The organism is Methanomicrobium mobile BP (assembly GCF_000711215.1).
In the GTDB taxonomy this organism is placed as follows: domain Archaea; phylum Halobacteriota; class Methanomicrobia; order Methanomicrobiales; family Methanomicrobiaceae; genus Methanomicrobium; species Methanomicrobium mobile.
Window position 1 is genome coordinate 347,012 of sequence record NZ_JOMF01000004.1, and the last position, 22,690, is coordinate 369,701.

At 52.2% G+C, this 22,690-nt stretch carries 19 protein-coding genes and 1 tRNA gene; 7 read left to right on the plus strand and 13 right to left on the minus strand.

All coding sequences use genetic code 11. The annotated features are described in order from the left end of the window. Nucleotides 1–494 precede the first annotated feature (494 nt). Nucleotides 495–2,387: a methyl-accepting chemotaxis protein gene (locus T502_RS01655; protein WP_052358984.1), complete on the plus strand. Its 1,893-nt coding sequence runs from the start codon at nt 495–497 to the stop codon at nt 2,385–2,387. A gap of 296 nt (nt 2,388–2,683) precedes the next feature. Further along, nucleotides 2,684–4,951, plus strand: coding sequence for a DNA helicase RecQ (gene recQ / locus T502_RS01660; RefSeq protein ID WP_052358986.1), 2,268 nt, complete (start codon nt 2,684–2,686; stop codon nt 4,949–4,951). A 34-nt stretch (nt 4,952–4,985) separates the two neighbouring features. Here recQ and cofH read toward each other — a convergent pair whose 3' ends face one another. Further along, entirely contained in the window at nt 4,986–6,092 is a 1,107-nt protein-coding gene (gene cofH / locus T502_RS01665) for a 5-amino-6-(D-ribitylamino)uracil--L-tyrosine 4-hydroxyphenyl transferase CofH (protein ID WP_042705318.1), read from the minus strand. Nucleotides 6,093–6,182: 90 nt separating this feature from the next. Continuing rightward, entirely contained in the window at nt 6,183–6,980 is a 798-nt protein-coding gene (locus T502_RS01670; protein WP_245597734.1) for a S26 family signal peptidase, read from the minus strand. Nucleotides 6,981–7,153: 173 nt separating this feature from the next. Between T502_RS01670 and T502_RS01675 the strand changes: the two genes are divergently transcribed. Continuing rightward, nucleotides 7,154–7,495 carry a cupin domain-containing protein gene (locus T502_RS01675; protein ID WP_042705319.1) on the plus strand — a complete coding sequence of 114 codons (342 nt, stop codon included), beginning with the start codon at nt 7,154–7,156 and terminating at the stop codon, nt 7,493–7,495. Further along, on the plus strand, nt 7,492–7,764 hold the full coding sequence (locus tag T502_RS01680) for a hypothetical protein (RefSeq protein ID WP_042705320.1): 273 nt from the start codon (nt 7,492–7,494) through the stop codon (nt 7,762–7,764). The genes T502_RS01675 and T502_RS01680 overlap by 4 nt, the downstream gene beginning before the upstream one ends. A 21-nt stretch (nt 7,765–7,785) precedes the next feature. Here the strand turns inward: T502_RS01680 and T502_RS01685 are convergent, their stop codons facing one another. The 3 genes from T502_RS01685 to T502_RS01695 all read right to left on the minus strand — a co-directional run bounded on the left by T502_RS01685 (nt 7,786) and on the right by T502_RS01695 (nt 9,471). Beyond that, a complete protein-coding gene (locus T502_RS01685; protein ID WP_042705475.1) occupies nt 7,786–8,028 on the minus strand; it encodes a hypothetical protein in 243 nt (80 codons plus the stop codon). A 312-nt stretch (nt 8,029–8,340) separates the two neighbouring features. After that, nucleotides 8,341–8,844: a hypothetical protein gene (locus tag T502_RS01690; RefSeq protein ID WP_042705321.1), complete on the minus strand. Its 504-nt coding sequence runs from the start codon at nt 8,842–8,844 to the stop codon at nt 8,341–8,343. Between the two features lie 554 nt (nt 8,845–9,398). Next, nucleotides 9,399–9,471: transfer RNA gene (locus T502_RS01695), tRNA-Gln, on the minus strand. Nucleotides 9,472–9,705: 234 nt separating this feature from the next. Between T502_RS01695 and T502_RS08455 the strand changes: the two genes are divergently transcribed. Then, nucleotides 9,706–11,019, plus strand: a complete 1,314-nt coding sequence (locus T502_RS08455) for a HEAT repeat domain-containing protein (protein ID WP_052358991.1) — start codon at nt 9,706–9,708, stop codon at nt 11,017–11,019. Between the two features lie 52 nt (nt 11,020–11,071). Here the strand turns inward: T502_RS08455 and T502_RS01705 are convergent, their stop codons facing one another. The 6 genes from T502_RS01705 to ppsA all read right to left on the minus strand — a co-directional run bounded on the left by T502_RS01705 (nt 11,072) and on the right by ppsA (nt 18,392). Beyond that, a complete protein-coding gene (locus T502_RS01705; RefSeq protein WP_042705322.1) occupies nt 11,072–12,319 on the minus strand; it encodes an MFS transporter in 1,248 nt (415 codons plus the stop codon). Between the two features lie 94 nt (nt 12,320–12,413). After that, entirely contained in the window at nt 12,414–12,977 is a 564-nt protein-coding gene (locus T502_RS01710) for an METTL5 family protein (RefSeq protein WP_342665732.1), read from the minus strand. Nucleotides 12,978–13,101: 124 nt separating this feature from the next. Then, nucleotides 13,102–14,160: a diphthamide biosynthesis enzyme Dph2 gene (dph2, locus tag T502_RS01715; protein WP_042705324.1), complete on the minus strand. Its 1,059-nt coding sequence runs from the start codon at nt 14,158–14,160 to the stop codon at nt 13,102–13,104. After that, a complete protein-coding gene (gene hpt / locus T502_RS01720) occupies nt 14,138–14,689 on the minus strand; it encodes a hypoxanthine/guanine phosphoribosyltransferase (protein WP_042705325.1) in 552 nt (183 codons plus the stop codon). The genes dph2 and hpt overlap by 23 nt, the downstream gene beginning before the upstream one ends. A gap of 62 nt (nt 14,690–14,751) precedes the next feature. Beyond that, on the minus strand, nt 14,752–15,867 hold the full coding sequence (mfnA, locus tag T502_RS01725; protein ID WP_042705326.1) for a tyrosine decarboxylase MfnA: 1,116 nt from the start codon (nt 15,865–15,867) through the stop codon (nt 14,752–14,754). A 236-nt stretch (nt 15,868–16,103) separates the two neighbouring features. Beyond that, nucleotides 16,104–18,392, minus strand: coding sequence for a phosphoenolpyruvate synthase (gene ppsA / locus T502_RS01730; RefSeq protein WP_042705327.1), 2,289 nt, complete (start codon nt 18,390–18,392; stop codon nt 16,104–16,106). Between the two features lie 295 nt (nt 18,393–18,687). On the opposite strand from ppsA, the gene serA reads away from it, so the two are divergent. Both serA and T502_RS01740 read left to right on the plus strand, forming a co-directional pair. Then, on the plus strand, nt 18,688–20,274 hold the full coding sequence (serA, locus tag T502_RS01735) for a phosphoglycerate dehydrogenase (RefSeq protein WP_042705328.1): 1,587 nt from the start codon (nt 18,688–18,690) through the stop codon (nt 20,272–20,274). 170 nt (nt 20,275–20,444) lie between these two features. Beyond that, nucleotides 20,445–21,911, plus strand: a complete 1,467-nt coding sequence (locus T502_RS01740; protein WP_245597735.1) for a DHA2 family efflux MFS transporter permease subunit — start codon at nt 20,445–20,447, stop codon at nt 21,909–21,911. A 66-nt stretch (nt 21,912–21,977) separates the two neighbouring features. Here the strand turns inward: T502_RS01740 and T502_RS08460 are convergent, their stop codons facing one another. Together T502_RS08460 and T502_RS01750 are read right to left on the minus strand one after the other, a co-directional pair. After that, a complete protein-coding gene (locus T502_RS08460) occupies nt 21,978–22,292 on the minus strand; it encodes a hypothetical protein (RefSeq protein WP_052358995.1) in 315 nt (104 codons plus the stop codon). Between the two features lie 61 nt (nt 22,293–22,353). Then, a complete protein-coding gene (locus tag T502_RS01750; protein ID WP_157197433.1) occupies nt 22,354–22,677 on the minus strand; it encodes a hypothetical protein in 324 nt (107 codons plus the stop codon). Nucleotides 22,678–22,690: the final 13 nt, after the last annotated feature.

Below are 22,690 nucleotides of genomic sequence, written 5' to 3' on the forward strand. Positions count from 1 at the left end.
TATTTGTTATCCCGCGCCGCATTTATCAGGGAATATCAAAGAATTTCTGTCAATAATCAATGATTCCGACATTTTACGCGACATTTGCGTTTATGTCGCGAAGACCCGCGAAGACTCACTAAGACCTGCAATGAACTGAGAAGACTCGTGAAAACCTGCAATAAACTGCGAAGACCTGAGATGACTTGCGAAGACCGTGAATACATGTGAATACATGTGAAGACCTGTCGCGAACGTTTGTGAACGGTATTAACCGTCATGAACCGTATGAACTGTTTCGAAAAGAGGTCTTATATATCATCATTATAAAGTATTTGTAATTATATCATCGGTAAACTACGGGATCGGCAGATTGCGCCATACGTAAACTGCCAATCCGGTAAGGGCATCTGCAGGTCAGATTGTTACATTATTTGCAAATACGGATTTTTGTAATACGGAATTTGCAGACAAGGTGCCGTGCCTGCTGTGCATGTAATATAACGGAGAATAATATGGGTGTTGATGAGATAAATCGGGTTCTTATCAGGGCATTGGAAGGCGATACCTCCGCAAGTCTGGATGCGGACTCAATGGAAGACGAATATCGCGAGCTGGCACGCACGGTCAATGCCGCCGTTAAGATGCTCGAGAAAGCCAAAGAGGCTGAGATTTACAAGAAAAGGCTGATTGCGTTCATAACTCAGAATCCGCAGGCAATCGCCGTTCTTGTAAAAGACAAGAGCAGAATCGACTTAAACAAAGAATACGAGCGTGTATGGCGCGGCAGTTACGACGAACTGATGGCAAAGAAGCTCTACGACTTCGACGTGACGATTACCGGCGGCGACGACTTCTATGCGTCATTCGAGACGAAGAGGAATGCCTGCACCGAGATGGAGGTCTCGTGGGCGGACGGCGTAAAGAGGAATCTGAGGCTTTTCCAGACGCCGATTCTTGACGAGAACGGCGAGATAGATGTCAATTATTATATCTATCAGGACCTGACAGCCGAGGTCGCGCTCAACAAATACCTGAGCACCGAGATCGACAAGATCTCGGAAAATATCGAGAAGATCTCGAAGGGCAATCTGGATATCGACCTCTCGGTCGGCGAAAGCGACGAATACACGCACAATGCCGCGGAGATGATACACAAGATCGCCAACAGCATCGGCGACGCAAAGACGGCAATAGAGAATCTCATTACGGATGTAGAATTCCTTTCGGACTCGGCAATTACGGGAGATCTCTCAAAGCGTGCCGATTCCTCGAACTATGAGGGACATTTCAAGGGTGTTATCGACGGTTTCAACCAGACCCTCGACATGATTGAGGGTCCGCTCAGAGAGTCGATGAAGGTCGTCAAGTTCTATGCGGATAACGACTACAGGGTGCGTTTCTCCGACGATGTCCCCGTCGCGGGTGACTTTGACGAGTTCAAGAACTCCATCAACGAGCTCGGCGACAAGTTTGCGGCCGTCATCTCCGAGGTCAGAAACGCGGTCGACAACGTGAACCACGGAACCGTGGAGATTACACGCGGCTCGGACGAGGTGGCGAAGGCAACCGAGCAGGTCGCGATGACCAGTCAGAAGTGCGCCGATATCAACCGCGACGTCCTCAAGAAGATGGAGAATATCCAGAGGCAGATTGCGGAACTTTCCGCCTCCAACGAGGAGATTGCCGCGACTTCGCAGGACGTTCTCAAGAATGCCGAGAACATGGCGACAATGGGCAGTGAGGCTCAGGTCCTCGGAAACGACGCAAATCAGAAGATGGAGTCCGTTCAGGACATTACGTCCAAGAGCGTTCAGGAGATTAAGGATCTCAACGAGCAGATAAAGGAGATCAACAACATCGTCAAGATGATCAATGAGATTACAGGTCAGATCAACCTTCTTTCGCTCAATGCCGCGATTGAAGCCGCACGTGCGGGTGAGCACGGCCGCGGTTTCGCAGTCGTCGCGGGCGAGGTCAAGAACCTTGCCGCCGATGCGAGAAAGGCGACCGACCATATCGAGAAGGTGATTACCTCGATTCAGAAGAACAGCCGCGAGACCGCCTCTGCCATCCAGGAAGCGAACAACAGTGTTCAGAGCGCGGTCGTGAGCGTAAATGCGACGATAAAGGCGCTCTACGAGATAGTCGGCGAGTCGCAGCAGGTGACGACGGATATGGGCGAGATTGCGCGTGCGATTGAAAACCAGGCGAATATCGCCAATATCGTCGTCGGCGCCACCGATGACGGCGCAAAACAGACTGGCGAGAGCTTAAAGGAGGTCGAGGAGCTTGCGGCTCTTGCGGAGGAGACGAGCGCTTCGGTCGAGGAGATAGGCAGCGCCATCCACGAGGTAAATTCGATGGTGAACTCGCTTACCGAGAACATGAACAATTTCAAGATCTGATATTTCATATGATTAAGGCATAGGGTGTAATTCCAGACAATCACCCGTTTACATTTTTTTTGAAACTTTTTCGTCCCGATAAACCGCTCACCCGCCATCTGCCACCCGTAACCCTTCAATCCCGCATATCGGCAGATTGATTAGAATCGAGATGGGCATAATATTAGACAATATCGGAGAGAACTTTCTAAAGCCGATCCGAAAAGACAGGGTAAAAATATACGGTATAAATATACGGCAAAATATAAGGTAAAAATATAAGGTAAATACGATACGGTAAGACGGGATAAAGCGGCATGAACGATGATTTTGCTGAGAATGGGGGCGGTCCGGATATCGGCAGGGCGGAAGAGATTCTGCGGAAATACTTCGGATACTCCGGACTATATCCCTATCAGCGCGAGATTATCTCATCCGTGCTTCAGGGTCGGGACGTTGCCGCGGTTATCGCGACCGGCGGCGGCAAATCCATCTGCTACCAGCTTCCCGCGCTCATGTCGGAAGGCGTATGCGTCGTCATATCGCCGCTGATATCGCTCATGAAGGATCAGGTCGATTCCCTGACGGCATCTGGGGTCAATGCGGGGCTTCTAAACTCGACGCAGGACTATACCTCGCATACCGCGGTTACCCGCCAAATGCAGGACTCGACAATCCCGATTGTCTATGTCTCGCCCGAGCGTGCCGTGACCGCGGCTTTCATATCGACGCTGAAGCGGACGAAGATCTCTCTTTTCGCGGTCGACGAGGCGCACTGCATATCCCAGTGGGGTCACGAGTTCAGACCCGAATACCGCCGCTTAAGCCTTCTCAAGAAGGAGTTTCCCGACGTTCCCGTCATAGCCCTGACCGCGACCGCCACCCCGATTGTCCGCGACGATATCATAAAACAGCTCGGGCTTAAGAATCCGATGGTGTATGTCGGCAGTTTTTACAGGAAAAACCTGCACTATTCCGTAATTCCGAAGAAGGACGCACTCGGGCAGATAATTGCGTATATCAAAAAGAGAGATGCCGACGACTCGGGGATAATCTACTGTCACAGCCGCAAAAATGCCGAAGAGATTGCGGGAAAACTCGCTAAGGCAGGCATATACGCACTTCCCTATCATGCGGGGCTGTCGAAACAGGCACGCGAGAAGACGCAGGACAGGTTCATCCGCGACAATGTCCACGTTATCGTCGCAACCGTGGCTTTCGGCATGGGAATCAATAAGCCCGACGTGCGCTACGTGATTCATTACGACCTCCCGGACAGCCTAGAAAACTATTATCAGGAGACGGGACGCGGCGGTCGCGACGGTCTCGATTCGGACTGTATCCTCTTTTACAGCCGCGGCGACCGCGCAAAAATCGAGTATTTCATCTCGGAGATATCAAGCGGCGTCCAAAAGAAGACCGCCGTAAAAAAACTCGATGCGATGACGGATTTCTGCGAGAGCAAAGAGTGCCGCGTCAGGATGCTCCTCGATTATTTCGGGGAGAAGACCGACGGGTTCGCCTGCGGAACCTGCGACAACTGCCTGCATCCGTCCGAGGAGTTCGACGGCACCGATATCGCCGTTCTCGCAATACGCTGCGTGGAATCGCTGGAGATTCCTTTCGGAGCGGGATATATCGTAGATATCCTGCGGGGCTCAAAGAGCCGTAAGATTAAGGAGAAGGGGCATGACAAATCCCCGTATTTTGCCGCGGGCGCACACATACCGAAGGAGAACTGGGAGAATTACCTGAAGGAGATCATCAATGCGGGCTATCTCTCGCGGAAGGGCACAAAGTATCCCGTTATCGAGCTTAACAGCCGGAGCGACGACGTGCTTTCGGGAAAGGTCAGGGTAAGCCTCTACCGCGATGCGGTCAAAGCGTCCGGCAGCAGCCGCAGCCGCCGCGGATCGATCAAAGACAGACTGCCTGTGCACGGCGCGGGCATTGCGAAGGCGGATAACGGCGGCATTCCCGACACCGCGCTCTTTGACAGGCTTAAGAGACTTCGCAAGGAGATTGCGGACCGCAAGAAGCTGCCGCCTTACATGATATTTTCAATCGCAACCCTTGCGGAGTTGTCCTCAAAATGCCCGCTGAGCAGGGAGGAACTCTTGGAGATCAAGGGTATCGGCGAGCACAAGGCGGACGAGTTCGGAAAACTCTTCACGGACGAGATTTACGCTTATTTGAGCGGCGGCGCGGACGCGGATAACGATGCCGCATCTGCCGCCCCGACCGCTTCCCCGGTCCCCGCCATGATTCCGCCGCCGAAGAAGAGCAGCGACATCACATACGAGATGTACTGCCGCGGCATGACCCTCGGTCAGATTGCGAAGGAGAGGGATCTCGCCGCGGGGACGGTTGCCGTGCATATCGAGGAGAAGATTCGCGAAGGTGCCGATATCAACATCGACGATCTCGTGAGTGCCGAAAACCGCGACGCCGTTCTCGCCGTCCTTGAGAGCTACGGCGATTCGATATCGATTAAGGACATTCGGATTCTCACGGACAGCAAGATTCCCTATGACGAGATTCGGTTTGTTGTCGCCCACAAAGCCGCAAAAAAGCAAAAATATTGAAGATAGATTGATGGCAGATTGAAGGTCGTGCGGTTTACTTCAGTATCCGATAGTCCGTCGTTCTCTGCCTGAATTCGCGCCCGATATCGACGGAGAGGCGTTCCATCTCGGCGGGGCTGAGATAATCCGCCTCGTTTCCTCCCGCATCCTGCGAGACTTCGTCGGTAAAAATGGTGCCGCCGAGGTCGTTTGCGCCCGAAAGCAGCATCATCTGGGTGAATTTCTTGCCGAGTTTGCCCCATGAGACCTGTATATTGTCGAAATTATCGAGGAAAAGCCTTGATACCGCGCAGAAGAGGAGATCGGCGCGTCCCGTAGCACCCGCGGGTGCAAGCCCTCTTTCGTAGAGCTTTGTATTTACGTGGAGATAGGGCAGGGGGACAAGTTCGGTAAATCCGTGCGTCTCGTCCTGAATGCCGCGGAGCACATTGAGGTGTTCGGCGCGATCGCGCTCGGATTCGATTGAACCGTACATTATCGTCGAGGTCGATTTCAGCCCGAGAGAGTGGGCTTCGCGGATAATCCGCGACCATTCCGCGGTTTTCACCTTGGTCGGGCACATCACGTCCCTGACACTGTCGACGAGGATCTCGGCGCCGGTTCCCTGAAGTGTTCCCAGACCGGCGTCGATCATCATCTCAATGACCTCTTTTGTCGAGATTCCGCTTTTTGTCGCGGAATGCGATATCTCGTCGGGGCTCATGGTGTGTATGTCGACGCCCGGGAACTCTTCGTGCACGAGACCTATGATATGCGCATAGCGCTCCGCGTCAAAATCGGGGTTGACACCGGAGAGAAGGCAGATTTCGGTGACGTTGCGCTCTTTTGCCAGCCGAATCCCCTCGCGGATCTGCGCCTCGCTCCTGAGATATGCGTCGGGGCTTGACTTCGGTTTTCCGAACGCACAGAATCCGCAGAGGTTTTTGCAGATATTCGTCACGTGGACGTTCTGGTTTCTGACATAGGTTACGGTATCGCCCGCTTTTCGTTCGCGGAGTTCGTCCGCCGCATCGCATACGTCGAAGATTCTGCGGTCGGTCAGCTTGAGAAGCGATGTTGCCTCGTCGACCGTCATCCTGTGACCTTCGAGAGTGTCGCTCAGCAGTTTTTTCAGTTGAGTTTTATCAGGTACCCCGTTCATTTTTCCCCCAATCACCGTTTTGCAGTAAATTCCGTATCCCCCGATACATTCGGCTTCAGGTCATACGTAAATCAGGCACGTAAATCCGGATCAGTCTTTCTTTGAGCCTTTTTTGCCTTTGTTACTTTTTTGATTATTTTTCGTATCATTACTTAAATTTTTCCTGCGGTTTTCGTCGCGGTTGCGGATATACAACTCATGGATGACCATGATTACAATCAGTATTATCGCGAATTCCACGATATGCAGCGGCGCATAACCGACATACGGTATCGAGAAGAAGGCTTTTCCCACGACCCATTCCTTCTTTACTGGCTGAATCATGCCGACATTCGTCAGACCCGCCATCTGGTCGTATACATTGTTGTTGTCGCCCTTGGTGATGTAACCGCTGATGTCGGACGGCTTGGATGCGTCGGCTTCGTGCCACGAGATTGCCCTGTGAATTATCGGGTGCAGGTTGCCGCGTCCGTTGGGTTTGTAGACGATGACGTCGCCGTAGACCTTATTTCCCTGTCTGTCAGGATTTTCGTTGTATTTGCCGTATCCTATGACCGCTCCCTCTTCGCTTGTCACGATATTGCCGAACCTGTCCGGCGCCACCACGATTACGAGGTCGCCGACGTTCATGTTCGGCACCATGCTCTCGGATTCGACGGCGACCACCGCGGGCCACGTGCCGCATACGCCGTACAGTCCGAGCACGATGAGACCGACTATGCAGACAACGCAGAGGATATCGCGTATAAAACTCATTGTCGGGTCGGTTGTCTTAAGAAATTTCATAAGCGGGTTTTTGCCGCCGGTATCGCTTTGTGTCTCGGTTTTTCTATCTTTTTCCGTATCGGGTATTTTCCCGGACTTGTTCTGTTTTGTCACGGCATTCATCCATCTACTGCTTTACAGAATAGAAAGCTATCATCGGTTTTAATGTTTCTTATATGTCGCGACCGAAGGTGCGGTTGCGGCAGGACAGCAGGTCAGCGTGGCAGCGGGCAGTCGGAGAGCGGGTCACCAGATGCGGGGGAAAAGCCTTATAGAATGCTTTCCCATTTGAGATTATGACCGATGTCAGTCGTGACGAATTGAAAGGGAGGGTAATCTCCCTTAAAGAGCTTGTTAATTATCAGGACGGCACCGTATCGAGCAGAATGATTGTAAACCGGAGTGCGGGGAGCATCACGCTCTTCTCCTTCGACGCGGACGAGGGACTCAGCGAGCATACGGCGCCGTATGACGCCGTCGTGACTATTCTCGACGGCGAATGCGAGGTCTGGCTTTCGGGCGAGACCCATGTCATGAAAGAGGGCGATACGATTATCTTTCCGGCGAATGCCCCGCATGCACTCTCGGCGATAACGCCGTTCAAGATGATGCTTATCATGATAAGGGGAGAGCAATGAACGCGGACGAAGGGAAATACTGCATAGTATGCGGCGGCATGGTGCCCTCCGGCTCGGACGTCAAGCAGATTGAGATAGACGGCAAGATGATAGGCATTTACTGTCTTGACGAGATAATTGCCCGGGTAAAATCCCAAAATCACGATTCCGAGGCAAAAATAAAAGAGGAACTGCTTGCCGCAGTCTCGAAGAAGAATTACATCCCGACAAAGAAACGCGAGGATTATGCCGCGGCTTTACTGAGGGAATACAAAGCGAAAAAAGATTGAATCGATAAAAAACAGCGGGGGTCAGCCGCCGAACAATCGTATGAGGATTGCCGTGACTCCCCCCGCACCCGCGCCGATACCGAGACTGAGACTGTTTTCCACGCTGAAAAGCGAGAACAGGGTACTCTTTCGGGATTTCTCCAGAGCCCGAAGCCGCCTGTCCAGTTCATTCTCACGCTCTTTTATCTCCGAAAGCGCCGCCCGTATCCACTTTACGTCGCGGTTTGTCTCAATCAGCATCTCCCGTGTCGAAATTCCGTGCATAACCCCGAAAACCCCCGTCATCATGCCGCAGAAGAACCTGCTATCCGCAGTCCGCTTTCAGGCATCCGCACGCAAAGAGAAAATTCACGAATGATACAAATAACGTCGATAATGCCTGTTTCCACTCATTCCTACTCAATCATCGCCGACCGACAAAATCTCACCGGCATTATCCGTCATTCATGCCTATACATGCCGATTCATTCTCCGCATACGAAATGCCCATACTTAAATTAAGGTGATAATGACCGCAAAAATGCGGAAAATCATTTCCGCATAAGTATACGCATAAGTATACGCATCAGCCCGCACTCAGGCGAGAGCGGGGACGGTATCAGCCCAGTTCTCGACCTTTTCAAGGATGGCGTCGCTCTCGAACGAGGAGATTCTGACCTTTGTGCGTGAGAAGGTAACATAGTATATCTCGCCGTTTGCGTCATGGCATTTCAGCTGACAGTAGAAGGCGTCGTTGTCGCTGTCTCTTACCGCGTCGCCGCCGATGTTCTCCGCAAGTGTTTCGTCAGCCGCAATTCTCGATGCCGACTGAGTAAACGCCTCTACGTTCGGCGATTTAAGCGTAATGTTGCCGACGGTCTTTGCATTGTCGTCCTCATAGAGAAATTTCGAGGTGTAATACTCTTTGTTCCTGACGACGCCCGCCGTCGCAACGCCCTGCGATGTGTAATCCGTGCACCCGAACGGATTTTCGGTGAGCACCGCGTTTACAATCGCGTCAAATGCGGCAATATCCGCAATAGGGTTGGTCAAAATTCTTACCGCGCTCTTAGAGTTGCCTGTTTCGATAAAATCTGTCATTTTCTTCACTTCCCGACTGTATCGTCTTCATCCGTGCCGCCGCATCCGATTGCCGCGACCGCAACCCGTCAGGGAAAAACTCTCCCCCGCAGAGTTTGTAAAAGCGCCCGCCATTATCCCAAAACCGACCGCAGGCATAACCGCATCTCCCGTTGTCCGAGGGAAACGGCGATTACGCACACGGCGGTTTCGGAGATTCCCGTGAAATGCCGCCCCGCATGCCGCAGTTATGCAGCATGCCTAAGCCCCATTCACGGATAAATGACTGCCCCCCAATCGGATAATCTCCGCAGAACGGACGGAGAAGGCGTCAAAGGTGAATTTGGATGCGCATTCCCCCTTCAGCCGCACTTCCCGCCGCTTGACACAACAATGTTATACCCGCAGATATAAGCAGGTTAGCCGTGCGTGGTGCGAAAGTGTATAACGGCAGTATAAGGATTTATTTCACGTCATTCAGGCGTAAAGCCGTTTTTAAAAATCACGAAAAACAGACACTGAAAAACCCGATGAAAAAGCAACGGCAAAAACAGTCAAAACATTTTAATATTTTATACTCCTAGACGGACTCGAACCGTCGTCCCCGGAACCAAAATCCGGGATGATTGACCGCTACACTATAGGAGTAAGAAATACCCGATTTCTAATATAAGATAGCTTTGATAAAATATATGAATTGCGCAACATGAATTGCGCAAATGACCGGGGTTGGAATCTGATAAATTAACAATACTTAAGTAATTAAACGGTAATTAAACACTTATTAAACAATAATTAAACAATAATTAAACACTTTACCACATATTCACTACATATTAACCGCTTATCAGACAGTTGTCGCGGTTAATCGCGGTCGTTAACATGGCAGACACGGAAGATGGATCCAATTATCTTAAGGCATACATCCTGCTGATGTATTACATAGTCGTGGGTCTCCTTGCCGTAGTCGGCAATCTCTCGGCAAACGCGGATATGAAGCCGATTCTCTCCATGCTCACGCCGCATCTGCTCTACATTCCGCTTGTTCTGACCGCGCTGTGGTATCCCAAAGAGAAGTTTATCCATATCTCGATATTCATAGTCTTCATCTTCGTATCTCTGCTCTCGTTCCTTATAGGCGATCTCGGCGCCGATGTAATATTCTCGATATTCATCTCGCTGATATACCTCTGGGTTTACTTTGCCATCATCCTCTTCATGCGCAAGCGCAACACGGCTGAGGAAAGCGTCCGTGCCGAGCTCGACATGGTTAAAGCCCAGCTCCGTTCAAGGATGGAATCCGAAGACTCGGCAGGCGGAGCGGGAACTGCGGGGGGAGCGGGCGGGACACCCGTCCGCGGCGTAGGTTCGGGATCGGTTGCGGTGGCTGAGACGGCTTACGTCATCGGCAGGGGCAAAAACACGGAGACTTTCGCGCCCGAACAGATTAAAGCGCTCATATCCTCGTTTGACGTCCGCGACCCGCTCATCCTCGAAGGCGCTTTCAATGCCGCGGAGGTAATGGGCAGGCAGGCGGAACCATATCTCATAGAAGGGCTTGGATCGCAGTCGCTGCCCGTCCGCGAAAACTGCGCCAGAATGCTCGGCAGGCTGAAATACGAGAGCAGCATCCCACATCTCATAGAGGCGCTGAACGAGAACTCCAAAAGGATGCACGCCGCCGCAGTCTCAGCCCTTGCCAACATAGGTCCCGCGGCAAAGGAAGCCCTCATCCTCGGGCTCAAAGACCCGTCCTATAAGGTGCGTGCGGGCTGCTGCGAGGCATTGAGAATCATCGGCGATAAAGACGTAATAGACCTCATCATCCCCATGATGGCGGACGAAAAGCACTACGTGAGGAAGGAAGCGGCGAAATCCCTCGGCAGAATAGGAAATTCCTCCGCGACGGGCGTCCTTACGGATGCGCTCTCCGACTGCTCCCGCGGCGTAAGACTTGCGGCGGCGGCATCGCTCGGGAAGATACGCGACGAAACCGCGGTAAAACCGCTGATTGAGCGCTACAAGTCCGAGACGGATTATCAGGTCCGCGAGAGAATCTTAAAGAGCCTCGCCATGATAGGCAACACGGAAGCCGTGGATGCCATACGCTTTATCACGATGTACGAGACCGATTCCGACCTTCTGGACTCGGCAAAAGACTTCTATCACGGCTTCAGCCGGCGGGATACCGATTGAATTCAAATCAGTCCTAATAATATAAATCCGCCAGAATCAGACCAATTCTTAATTATTCCCCGTTTTTCTCTTTCCCGGCATTCTCTTTATTCACGCGGAATGTCTTATACGGATAGGGCACCAGAATGAAGAATATCAGGGCTATTATTATCGGAACCATCAGACTTGTGATGCCGAAGAGAACATCCGTCATATCGGCAATATAGCCAGTAATCGCGACTCCGAGACCGCCCGAGCCGACGGCAAAACCGAGGATGAGACCCGAGACCATGCCCGTGCCCTTCGGCGCCATCTCATGCGACATTGCGACCGTGACCGAGAATGTCGTCCAGATGAAGTATCCGAAGATCATGAGGGCAATTATCGAGATTATGCCTTCCGTATTAATGAACAGGATAAACGGCGGAATTGCGCAGGCAACCCCGAATATCGAATACTCTTTCCGCCCGTATTTATCCGAGAGAGAGGCGCCTATGAACTGCCCGGCAACGCCGAAGAAGAGCATGAGTGAGGTGAGGAAGTTGGCAAGTCCGTATTCCATGCCGTTCTGCGTGAAGTAGGTCGGCAGATAGGCTATGCAGCCGTAGATAACCCATGACCTGAACGCCGTTCCCGCCACGAGATACGAGACAGCCTTAATGGGGAATTTGCCTTTCGCCGCTTCGCCGGCCGCATCAGGGGTTAATGCGGGTTTTGTTCCCGCATTCGCTCCGGAACTCTTTGCATCCCCCGCACCCGTCTTAGTGAAGTTTCTCGGAAGAACCTTAAGGAGGGTGACAATCATCAGAAATGCCGGTATGAAGAGCAGATAGAGACCGTTAATGCCGTAGAGCGAGACCGCGACACCCACAAGAAGAGGTCCTATCGCAAAGCCGAGGTTGCCGCCGATGACAAAGAGCGACGTGAGCTTTCCGCGGTGCTCGCCCTCAGCAAGCCGACTGACAAGTCCCAGAGCGCCCGGGTGGAAGAAGGCGTGACCCAGCGCCGCTCCGATGGCAAACATCATGGTAAGGATGTAATTCGAGGTCACAAGCCCTATGAATGCCATGAAGAACGACGAGAAGAAGATGGCGACGGGAATCGGGATGGTGAGCCTGTCGGTATCGTAGAGCCAGCCGACAATCGGCTGCGTAAAGGACGAGGTGAGCTGATGGGCGGTAACCAGAAGTCCCGCAAGGAAATAGGAATAGCCGTTCTGAAGAATCAGAAGCGGCAGTATCGCGGGAAGAACGGGCGAATATATGTCGTTGACCACATGCGATGCCGCAAGACCGAGTATTGTGCGAACGTTCTTCTCCATGCTCCCTGCCTTATCCTTACAAAATATTACTGTCTATTCTTATCGCCGTCGGAGATTCTTATTGTTTTCTCTTGTTGCGGATTCTTAGAGAGACTTACAGCCTCTCCATCCTCACGATATCGACGGCAATGTTTACGCAGTCCTTTGTATGATGGGCAAAGGTCCTCTTCATGGGGAATTCGCAACGGAATTTGTCGGTGATGACGGCTCTGCCTTCCGTGTATGCGGTCGCAAAAGCCAGAGAGCCGCCGTTTAAGACGGCATAGACCACGGGTGCGGCTTTAAGGGCGGCGTCGATGAAGGGTCGGTCGGCATGCTCGCTTCCGTTCTGTGCACCGAAAGGCGGATTCATGACGACGGTGTCAAACGGCACTTCGAACGGCACTTCCGCATCGGATGCACCTGCAAACGCGGAATCCGAACCGATATCGCCCTGCCTGAATTCGACCGCGACACCGAGCTTTTCGGCGTTCTTCTCCGCAATCTTAAGAGCGCCCGCATCCGTATCAATGCCGAGGACGTAAGCCGCCTCCAACAGGGCGGCGCCGCAGGCGAGCATCCCCGTCCCGCATCCGAGGTCGAGGACGTTTCTCTCCGTGATGTCGCCTTTCATCATCGCTTCGTGGAGCATGCGTGCCGCTACGGTCGCGGGCGTCATGTACTGCTCGAGAGCGGAGTTCGGTTTCTCGAATCCCGAGACGCTTTCAAGTTTTATCTCAAGGGTGCGGAGTTTAATCGTTCATCACCTCGTTTGTCATCTTCTTCCTTTTACCCAATCGCGTTCAGATATTGTCGAATTCGTCGATGGCGTAATCCTCCCAGTCGCGAACGCCGCAGACGATCTCAAACTCCTGCGGCGAGAGCATGGGGACGGGATAGCGTGCCTGATCGTCGTATGCGAGCCGCGGGCATGAAGTATTCACGTATGCGTCAAATCCGAGATTGAGCAGGGAATCGGGCGTTATCTCGCCGAGTGAGACAAGATATGCCTTATCCGATAGGGATAAAAGGCGGTGTGCAAGTTCTTCGCGGCGCTGACCCGATTTTTTGCTCACGATAATGCCGAAACGCTCCGCGGACCTTGCTTTTTCTATCTTTGCAAACCGCTGTCTGAGGAGTTTGTCGGTGTTTATGAGCTGAACTCTCTTCATGAACGGGTCAAGTGCCACAACGGTCGCGGATTTGCCGTTCGGGCGGTCTCCCCCGCAGCCAACCCCTCCGACCCCTGCCGAGAGGGCAATGCCGGTCGGGTGAAATACCCCCGTGCCTATGAAGAGAATGTTTCCGCATCCCGTCTTCCTCGCGGCACCGTAACTGCATCCGAGGATCTGACCCGCATAAGGTGTCCTTGAGCCGCCTTTGGCAATCACGCCCCCGATATTCATCTCCTTCAGAAGTTCAGCCACCCGCGGCAGCTCATGCACATGCTGAATCGTCGTGACAAGCCCTATCTTTTCGGGAGATTCCGCGCCGAAGAGCGAGACGGCTTCCTTCAAAAGCGCCGTGAACTCATCGGCGGTGAGTCCCCCGTCCCCGCCATCGCCGGCAAAGATATCCTGCGTCAGATACTCGTAGATGACCCCTTCCGTATCGTCAACGGGCGCATGTCCGTAGTGAATGAGGATATCAGCCTCTTTGAGAGCGTTCGTGTCAAGGTCGCAGGCGCCCCAGCAGGGTGAACCCGATATTATGACAGAATATCCGTGTTTTTTGAGTTCGTCGGCAAACTGCCATGCCTGACGTTTCAGACCTTCGGGAAACTGAAGGGCAACCGTCTTCGCATCGGTCGCGGAAAGTCTTTCCAAAATAGAATTGAGTTTAGTATTGTGTATTGAGGACATGAACGCCGTTCTCGTCGACATCTATCTCGACAAGGTATTTGTAATCGCGACCGATGTCGTGCTCCCCTCTCTTGATGACGACAAGGACATCGACGACCTCAGCGCCCGCCTGCTCGAGTCCAGAGAGGATTGCCCTCATGGTGCCGCCGGTGGAGAAGACATCGTCGACGACGACAACCTTATCGCCCTTCTTAATGCTGTTCAAGTAAAGCTCGCCCTTGGAGTAGCCAGTCGTCTGATGAAGGGCAATCTCGCCCGGAAGTTTGTATTCCCTCTTTCTGATGATGGTAAGCGGAATATCGGTCATCATCGAGAGCGCAACGCCGATATGGATACCCATGGCTTCGGCGACGACTATCTTGGTGACGCCTTCGAGATTTAAGTTTCTCAGCATGAGAACCGCGACCTCCCTTAAGAGTTCGGGCTCGACAATCGGGACGCCGTCGCTTATCGGGTGTATGAAGTAGTTGTATTCTCCTCTCTTTACAATGGGGCATGTCTCAAGTGACTTTACAAGTTTGTCAAACATAATATCTCCTTTTCCTGCTCTCTTTCTCTGATTATCAAATACTCGGGTTTCAAATTTCAAACTCAATGATTCTTTTTCTCCAGCATTGTCTTAACGTCCGCAAGGAACTCGTCTACGACTTCTTCCGTGACATGCGGCATGCAGACCGTTCTCATATGTCCTTTCCTTGTCCTCGATACCTTCCAGCCTTCGGGGGTGTCGGGGCAGACGAAGGAAGCGACATTGACGTCGGGCTGTGCGGCAACGGGTATGCCCATCTCCGCCATGCCCTTTATGAGCCTGCGGCTGTTCTTCATGCATGTATCGACAACCTTCTGCATACCCTCACTGCCGAGATATTCCTGAACGGCGTAGGCGGATACGACCGAAGCCCCGGGTCTTGTGCCGCAGAGCGTGCATTCCTTATTGACCGTAAGATAGGGCGTATCGACCTCGGTTGTCTTGAACATCGAAGGATCGCGTGCCATAAGACAGCCCGCGGGAATGATTGCCATACCCATCTTGTGCGGGTCGGCGGATATCGTGTCGACGCCAGGGAGTCTGAAGTCGAATTCGGGTGCGTTCCTGATATAAGGCAGGACGAGACCGCCGAAAGCGGCGTCGACGTGGAGGAAGATGTCCTTATCCTCCGAGATATCCGAAAGATAAGAGATTGGGTCGACGACGCCGTACTCGGTCGTGCCTGCGACGCCTACAAGACAGATTGTGTTTTTGTCGACGTAATCGGGGATTTTTTCCTCGTCCATCCTGTAGTTTTTGTCCGAGGGGACGACCCTCATCTCGAGGGAGAGGATATCGCATGCCTTGTCGAACGAGAAGTGAGCGGATTCGGGGATTACGACATTCGGGAACTTCGTCCTGCCCTTCGCAAGATTCCTTGCGATTCTGAGCGCCTGAATATTCGACTCCGTGCCTCCCGAAGTCGAGTATCCTCCGACATTGCCGCATCCGAGGAGTTCGCCCATACTTTTGACGAGCAATGCCTCAATCTCGGCGGTGCCGCTGAAGAGTCCCGGGTCTCCGAGGTTTGATTCCACGAACATATCATAGGCACGCACCGCAACCGGATGCGGAATCGTGCACATGGAACTGATTACTTTATGGTATTTTCTGTCTTTTCCCCTCATCTCCGCTAAAAATGAGAAGAGTTCTTCCTCGCTTCGTCCTTTCCGATTCATTATATCGCTTTGTCGGGATTTTGTCCCGTATTTGTAACGTATTTGTAACGTATTTGTAACGTATTTGTAACGTATTTGTAACGTATTTGTAACGTATTTGTAACGTATTGTCACGTTTTTGTCACGTGTTTTGTAGTTTAAGGTGGTATCCGTGAAAAATATGAAAACCGATTGTTTCCGATTGCGGCATCGTCGCCGGATCACAACCGGTACGGTATCGCAATCGGGTATCGCAATCAGTTCAGTCTTGCTCTTGCGGCATCCAGAATCAGTTTTGCTTCGGTCTTTGCGGCTGTCTCGCGAATCTTGGGGACGGCATCGATGTTTGCCGAGACACTCGTGATACCCGTCTCGATGAGCCACTTTACCATCTCGGGGTCGGAACCTGCCTGACCGCAGATGGAACACTCGACACCTGCCTTGCGGCAGCGGTCGATGGCGAACTTGATGAGCTTTAAGACCGCGGGGTGCTTGGGCATGTACATGTCGGCAACATTCTGATTGTTTCTGTCGATTGCCAGCGTGTACTGGATGAGGTCGTTCGTGCCGAAGGAAGCGAATTTGATGCCTGCCGCGATGAAATCGTCGACGAGGATGACGCTGCTCGGGATCTCGAGCATTACGCCCAGTGTTCTGTTCTCGACATCGACTCCGAACTCAGCCATGAGCTGTTTTGCGGCGATGAACTCCTTGGGGTGTCCCACGAGCGGGAACATGACGCCCAGGTTGTCGTAGCCCTCGGCCCAGAGCCTCTTGAAGACTTCGACCTGAAGTCTGAACTGGTCGCTTGACTGAAGGTCGCGGCGGATACCTCTCCAGCCGAGCATCGGGTTATGCTCAGAAGGCTCGTTCTCGCCGCCCTTCATGTTTCTGAACTCGTCCGTGGGTGCGTCGAGTGTTCTTACCCAGACCGGCTTGCCGTTGAACTCGTCCATAACAATCTTGATTCCCTTATAGACCTCGTCAATGAACTCGTTCTCTTTGCCGTTCGTGATGTACCAGTTCGGCGTCTTTCCGAGACCGAGGATAAGGTGCTCGACTCTGAGGAGTCCCACGCCGTCCGCGCCGGTTGCCGCCGCACGCTTTGCTGCCTCGGGAAGAGAGACATTGACCTTGATGCTCGTCGCGGTTATTATCTTTGCCGGAGCCGCAGTGCCTGCGCATGCCGCCGCACCTGCCGTCTGCTCGGAACCGCTCTGACCGACGGCGCCGTCGAAGACAAGACCTTTCTCGCCGTCGACGGTGACAACCTGTCCGTCCTTTAAGATGTGTGTCGCGTTCTTTGTTCCGACCGCCGCGGGCGTTCCGAGTTCACGGCTTACGATTGCGGCGTGACAGGTCATTCCGCCCTCATCCGTGATGATTGCGACCGACTTTCTCATGGCGGGCACCATGTCGGGGTTTGTCATCTTGGCGACTATGATGTTGCCTTCCTTGACTTTTGCGAGGTCCTTTATCGATGATATGATTACGACCGCACCCGAGGCGATACCGGGGGATGCTCCCTGACCTTCGAGAAGGATCTTGCCGTTAACCGCCGGCTGTGCCTTCTTTCCCGCTTTTAAGTCCCTCTGAATCGTGGTAATCGGGCGTGACTGGAGGATGAAGATCTTGCCGTCGACTATACCCCACTCCATATCCTGCGGGCATTCGTAGTGCTCCTCGGCAACTTTGGCGAACTTGGCAAGCTTCTTTATCTCGTCCTCGGAGAGAACGACCGCGTCCTGACGCTTTTTGTCAACGGCAACCTCTTTCGTTCCGTTGTTGCCGTCGGGGAGGATCTCGGTCTTCTTGTTTGCGATGTATTTGTCAATCACGCGTTTTCCTTTCTGATCGAAGACGTATTTGTCGGGTGAGACCGTGCCCGAGACTACGGCCTCGCCGAGTCCCCACGAGCCCTCGATGATGGTCGTCGGCTCTCCGGTTATCGGGTGCGACGAGAACATGACGCCCGCCTTCTGAGAGTAGACCAGCTGCTGGACGACGACGGCGATATCGACGTTTCTGTCATCGAATCCCTGTTTTGCACGGTAATATATTGCCCTTGCACCGTAGAGCGACGCCCAGCATTTCTGGACGGCTTCGAGGAGGTCTTTCTTGCCCTTGATGTTGAGGTAGGTCTCCTGCTGACCCGCAAAACTCGCGTCGGGCAGATCTTCGGCGGTCGCGCTCGATCTGACGGCGACGACGACGTTTTTGCCCATCCTGTTGTATGCCTCCTCAATGTTCTTTACGAGGCTTGCGGGCATCTTCGCCTTTAAAACAAGTTTCATGACGTCCTGTGCGGTCGCTTCGAGAAGTTCGGCATTTTCGACGTCGAGGCCCTTTAATTTGCCGAAAAGAGGATCTTCAATCTTGCTTTCGACGAGGAAGCGTCTGAATGCCTGTGCGGTAATGACGAATGCCGTCGGAACGGGGAGACCGACCGAGGTCATTTCACCGAGTGATGCGCCTTTGCCGCCTACTGACGGGATATCTTCTTTTCTGATCTCTGCTAACCACAGAATATCTTCAATATTGTTCATTTACTCTAAACCACCTTAGTAAAAGTAAATGTAATATCTATTTTTGCCATACTAATTAGTTTTCGCAAGTACCCGAAACTCAACCGCAGAACCGCGGCGTAACCCCTGCCCCGACCGCTCCCGTATGCCTTCCCGTATGTCCTTACAGTATGCCCTTCCGATACTCTTCACGCATATCCCACTGCCTGAAAATCATGCCGCGACCGACCCGTTATCCTGCCGCCTTAATGCCCCCGACATGCCGTGTGCAAACACTCAATACATTTTAATTGCAAATGAATAGTGGGATTTTTAAATGAGCTTTAAAGTCTTAATCAGTGACCCCCTCGCGGAAGAGGGAGTGGAGATTCTTCGCGCCTTTTGCGACGTCGATGTGAAAACGGGTCTTTCTGAAGACGAACTTGTAAAGATAATCGGAGACTACGACGGTCTTCTGGTCCGTAGCGGAACTCAGGTTACCGCCAGAATCATCGAAGCCGCCGACAAACTGAAGTTCATCGGACGTGCGGGTGCGGGCGTCGACAATATCGAGATGGAGCCTGCGACAAAGCGCGGAATAATTGTTGCGAATGCGCCGGCGGGCAACACTCTTGCGGCATGCGAGCACACGGTCGCCATGATGATGTCCCTTGTCAGAAATATCCCGCAGGCAACCGCCTCCGTCAAGAAAGGCGAGTGGAAACGCTCGCAGTTCATGGGTATCGAGGTCAACGGCAAGACGCTGGGTATCGCCGGATTCGGCAGAATCGGACAGGAACTTTCAAAGCGTGCAAATGCGATGGCAATGAAGGTCATTGCATACGACCCCTACATGAACTACAAGAGAGCCGAGGAGCTCGGCGTCACCGTCGTTACCCTCGAAGAGCTCTTTAAGATGTCGGATATCATCACCGTGCACACGCCGCTAATCAAAGAGACGAAGCACATGATTAACAGAGAGACGATTGCGACGATGAAGGACGGCGTCCGCATCATCAACTGTGCACGCGGCGGAATCATCGACGAGGACGCACTCTATGACGCAATCGTGAGCGGCAAGGTCGCCGGCGCGGCTCTGGACGTATACGAGGAGGAACCGCCGAAGAACTCGAAGATTATCGAGCTGCCGCAGGTCATCAACACCCCGCATCTCGGAGCGTCGACTGTCGAGGCTCAGAAGAATGTCGCGGTCTCGGTCGCCGAACAGTGTATCGAGGTCTTAAAGGGCGGCAGCGCGGACTTCGTCGTCAACGCGCCGATTGTCGCGCCCGACATGCAGGAGAGAATCAAGCCCTATGCGGAGATTGCGCAGAAGATGGGCAAACTTATCTCTCAGATTGTCGAGGGCAGAATTACCTCGGTCGAGATTGAATACGCAGGCAAGGCGGCGGAGTTCGGAAACGGCTCGAAGTACATCACCCGCGTCGTCGTCAAGGGAATCATGGACACAATCCTTCAGACCCCCGCAAATATCGTCAATGCCGAGTTCGCGGCAACCGAGCACTCGATTAAGATCTCGGAGAGCATCTCGCCCGAGGCACACGGCTTTGCAAACCTGATTACGATCACCCTTAAGACCGACAGGATGAGCGAGACCATAAGCGGCAACGTGCTTGCGCCCGACAAGGTAAGGATCGTCAAGATAGGCGACTACATGACCGATCTCACGCCGAGCGGCAGCGTAATCGTCTCGTATCACCACGACAAGCCGGGCGTCATCGGCGCATTCGGAACGATTGCCGGCAAATACGGCATCAATATCGCGGGCATGCAGGTCGGACGCAACAACCCGGGCGAGGATGCGGTTATGGTCCTCAATGTCGACTCCGAAGTTCCGCAGAACGTCATGGACGAGTTCTTAAAGATCGACGGCGTCAAGACAGCAAAGTACGCACGCATCTGAACCCGTCGTGTTTAGGGTCGTGTTCAATAAAAAATCCCCATAATTCCCCAAAATATCTTTTTTTGCCTTTCATTTTTTTTGCGCGCATTTATTAACCGTCATGAATATCTTATGTTATGGGTTTTTGCAGGGGTAATGCCACGGGTAATGCCGCGACCGGCGGTTTTCTGATGCTGATTATCTCCGTCTCGCTTGCGACTTTCATGTCGGCTCTTGACGGAACGATTGTAAATGTCGCACTGCCGACAATATCGCAGAATTTTCATGTTCCGACAAGCACGGTAAGCTGGGTCTGCACGTCTTATCTGCTGACAATGGCGGGCTGTATGCTGATTGTCGGAAAGACCGCCGACAGAATAGGATACAGGAAGATATTCATTCTCGGTTTTGCAATCTTTACGACGGGCTCGTTTGCCTGCGGCTTTCTGCCCGTTCTTCTCGATTCGTTATATGCCCTTATTGCCGCAAGAGTGTTTCAGGCCATAGGCGGTGCAATGATTACGGCAATAACCGCCGCTATGATTGCCGCTTATCTGCCGTTTGAGGAAAGGGGTCGCGGCATGGGTATCATCATGACCACGGCATCGCTCGGAATGGCGGTCGGTCCTACGGTCGGCGGAATTCTGACGCAATACCTGACATGGCACTGGATATTCTATATAAATGTGCCCGTAGGCATTGTTGCGATTCTCTTAAGCGCCAGATATATTCCCGCGGATCGCGAGATCGACGTGAGTAAATTCCTGCCGTTTGACAAATGGGGCTCAATCTTTATCTTCATCGGTCTGGCATCCTTTATGTTCTGGATATCGGAGGGTGCGGCATTCGGCTGGACGAGTCTGCCGATTATTGCCTCGCTTGCCGCCGCCGTTTTATTCCTTGCGGCGTTTGTCATCTGCGAGAGGAGGGCTGCCGACCCGATTCTCGATTTCGGGCTGTTTAAGAACCGCAACTTCCTGATACTGAATCTGCTCGCCTCGATTCTCTTTCTGAGTTACAGCGGCGTGAACTATCTCCTGCCTTTCTATCTTGAGTACGTGCAGGGCTTTGATGTCGCGTTCTCCGGTCTTGTGCTTGCGGTTCTCTCGTTCTCGCTTATGGCAGGCGGTCTTGTTTCGGGTGCGCTCTTCAATAAGAGGGGCGGACGCATGATTCTCCTCTGCGGTACGGTCTGTGTTCTTGTCGGCTATCTTATGATGATCGGCTTTAATATCGCGACCACCCTTTTATACATCGTGCCCGCGCTCTGTTTCGTGGGTTTCGGTCTGGGTATGGGCACAATAGTCATAAATCTGATTGTGAACTCGGTGCCGCGCTCAAAGAGCGGCATGGTTGCCTCGATTACGGGTCTTGAGAGGTTTGCGCCGATGACTGTCGGTATCGCCGTCTATAACCTCATCTTTATCGGGTCAATCTCATATCTGGGTCACCGTGAGCTTGCGGTCGGACAGCCCATATCGGATATGACCCTGATGTTCAGGCACATTCTTGCGCAGGGCTTTGAGATAACCTTCACGATTGCGGCAGTCTTCGGAGTTATTCTGGTCATCCTCACATTCTTCTCGCGTCAGGTCGTCCACGAAGATTATGTCACGGACGCAAACCGCGAACTTGTCGAGAGAATTACGAAGAAATAAAAAAATATTCAAAAAGTGAACTGTTCGGAATTTCCGAACTGTTGAAGAATTTAATGTCTGCTGAGATTACACAAATATTTCAGGAATTCCGAGTCTGCGGAATTCTTCGTTTTCTTTTTTGATTTTTTCCGCATCCGGCATGGTTTTAGTAGTATTCGTGTCTGCGACTTTGTTAAATTTATCGATATCTGGATAATATTTTGGATTGGGTTCGAGTCTTATCCCGTTGTCATTAGGGAACGGAAGTCTATGATCATAACGATATAATCTGATCTCGTCAGGGATGCCTTCAGGAAACGCATCACACACACGCGCATTACTTTTTGTATCTATACCTCGGTAATGTTTACAGGTATAGCACATTGGTGCCAATGTACTCATAAATATCCCTCCTATATTATCCACGTCTGTTGTTTTCTACAGCATTAATATTTCCATCATCCTACCCATCTATAAAACTATCAAACCCGTCAGAATATCGGCGGCGTTCTTCTTCGTTCTTTTTAATCTCATATACTTCTTGTATTGAGTTGATTGTAAATTCGTCCGCAGTTTTCTTGAATTCGTTTTCATCGGAATAATATTTGGGGTTTGGTTCAAGCCGTATTCCGTTATCGTTTGGGAAAGGAAGTCTGTGATCATAGTTATAGAGATATATCTCATCAGGGATACCTTTTGGAAATGCATCACACACACATGACCCATATTTTGGATCTGTGCCTCTATAGTGGATACAATATTGACACAGTGGGGCTAATCTCGACATAATCTCTTCACCG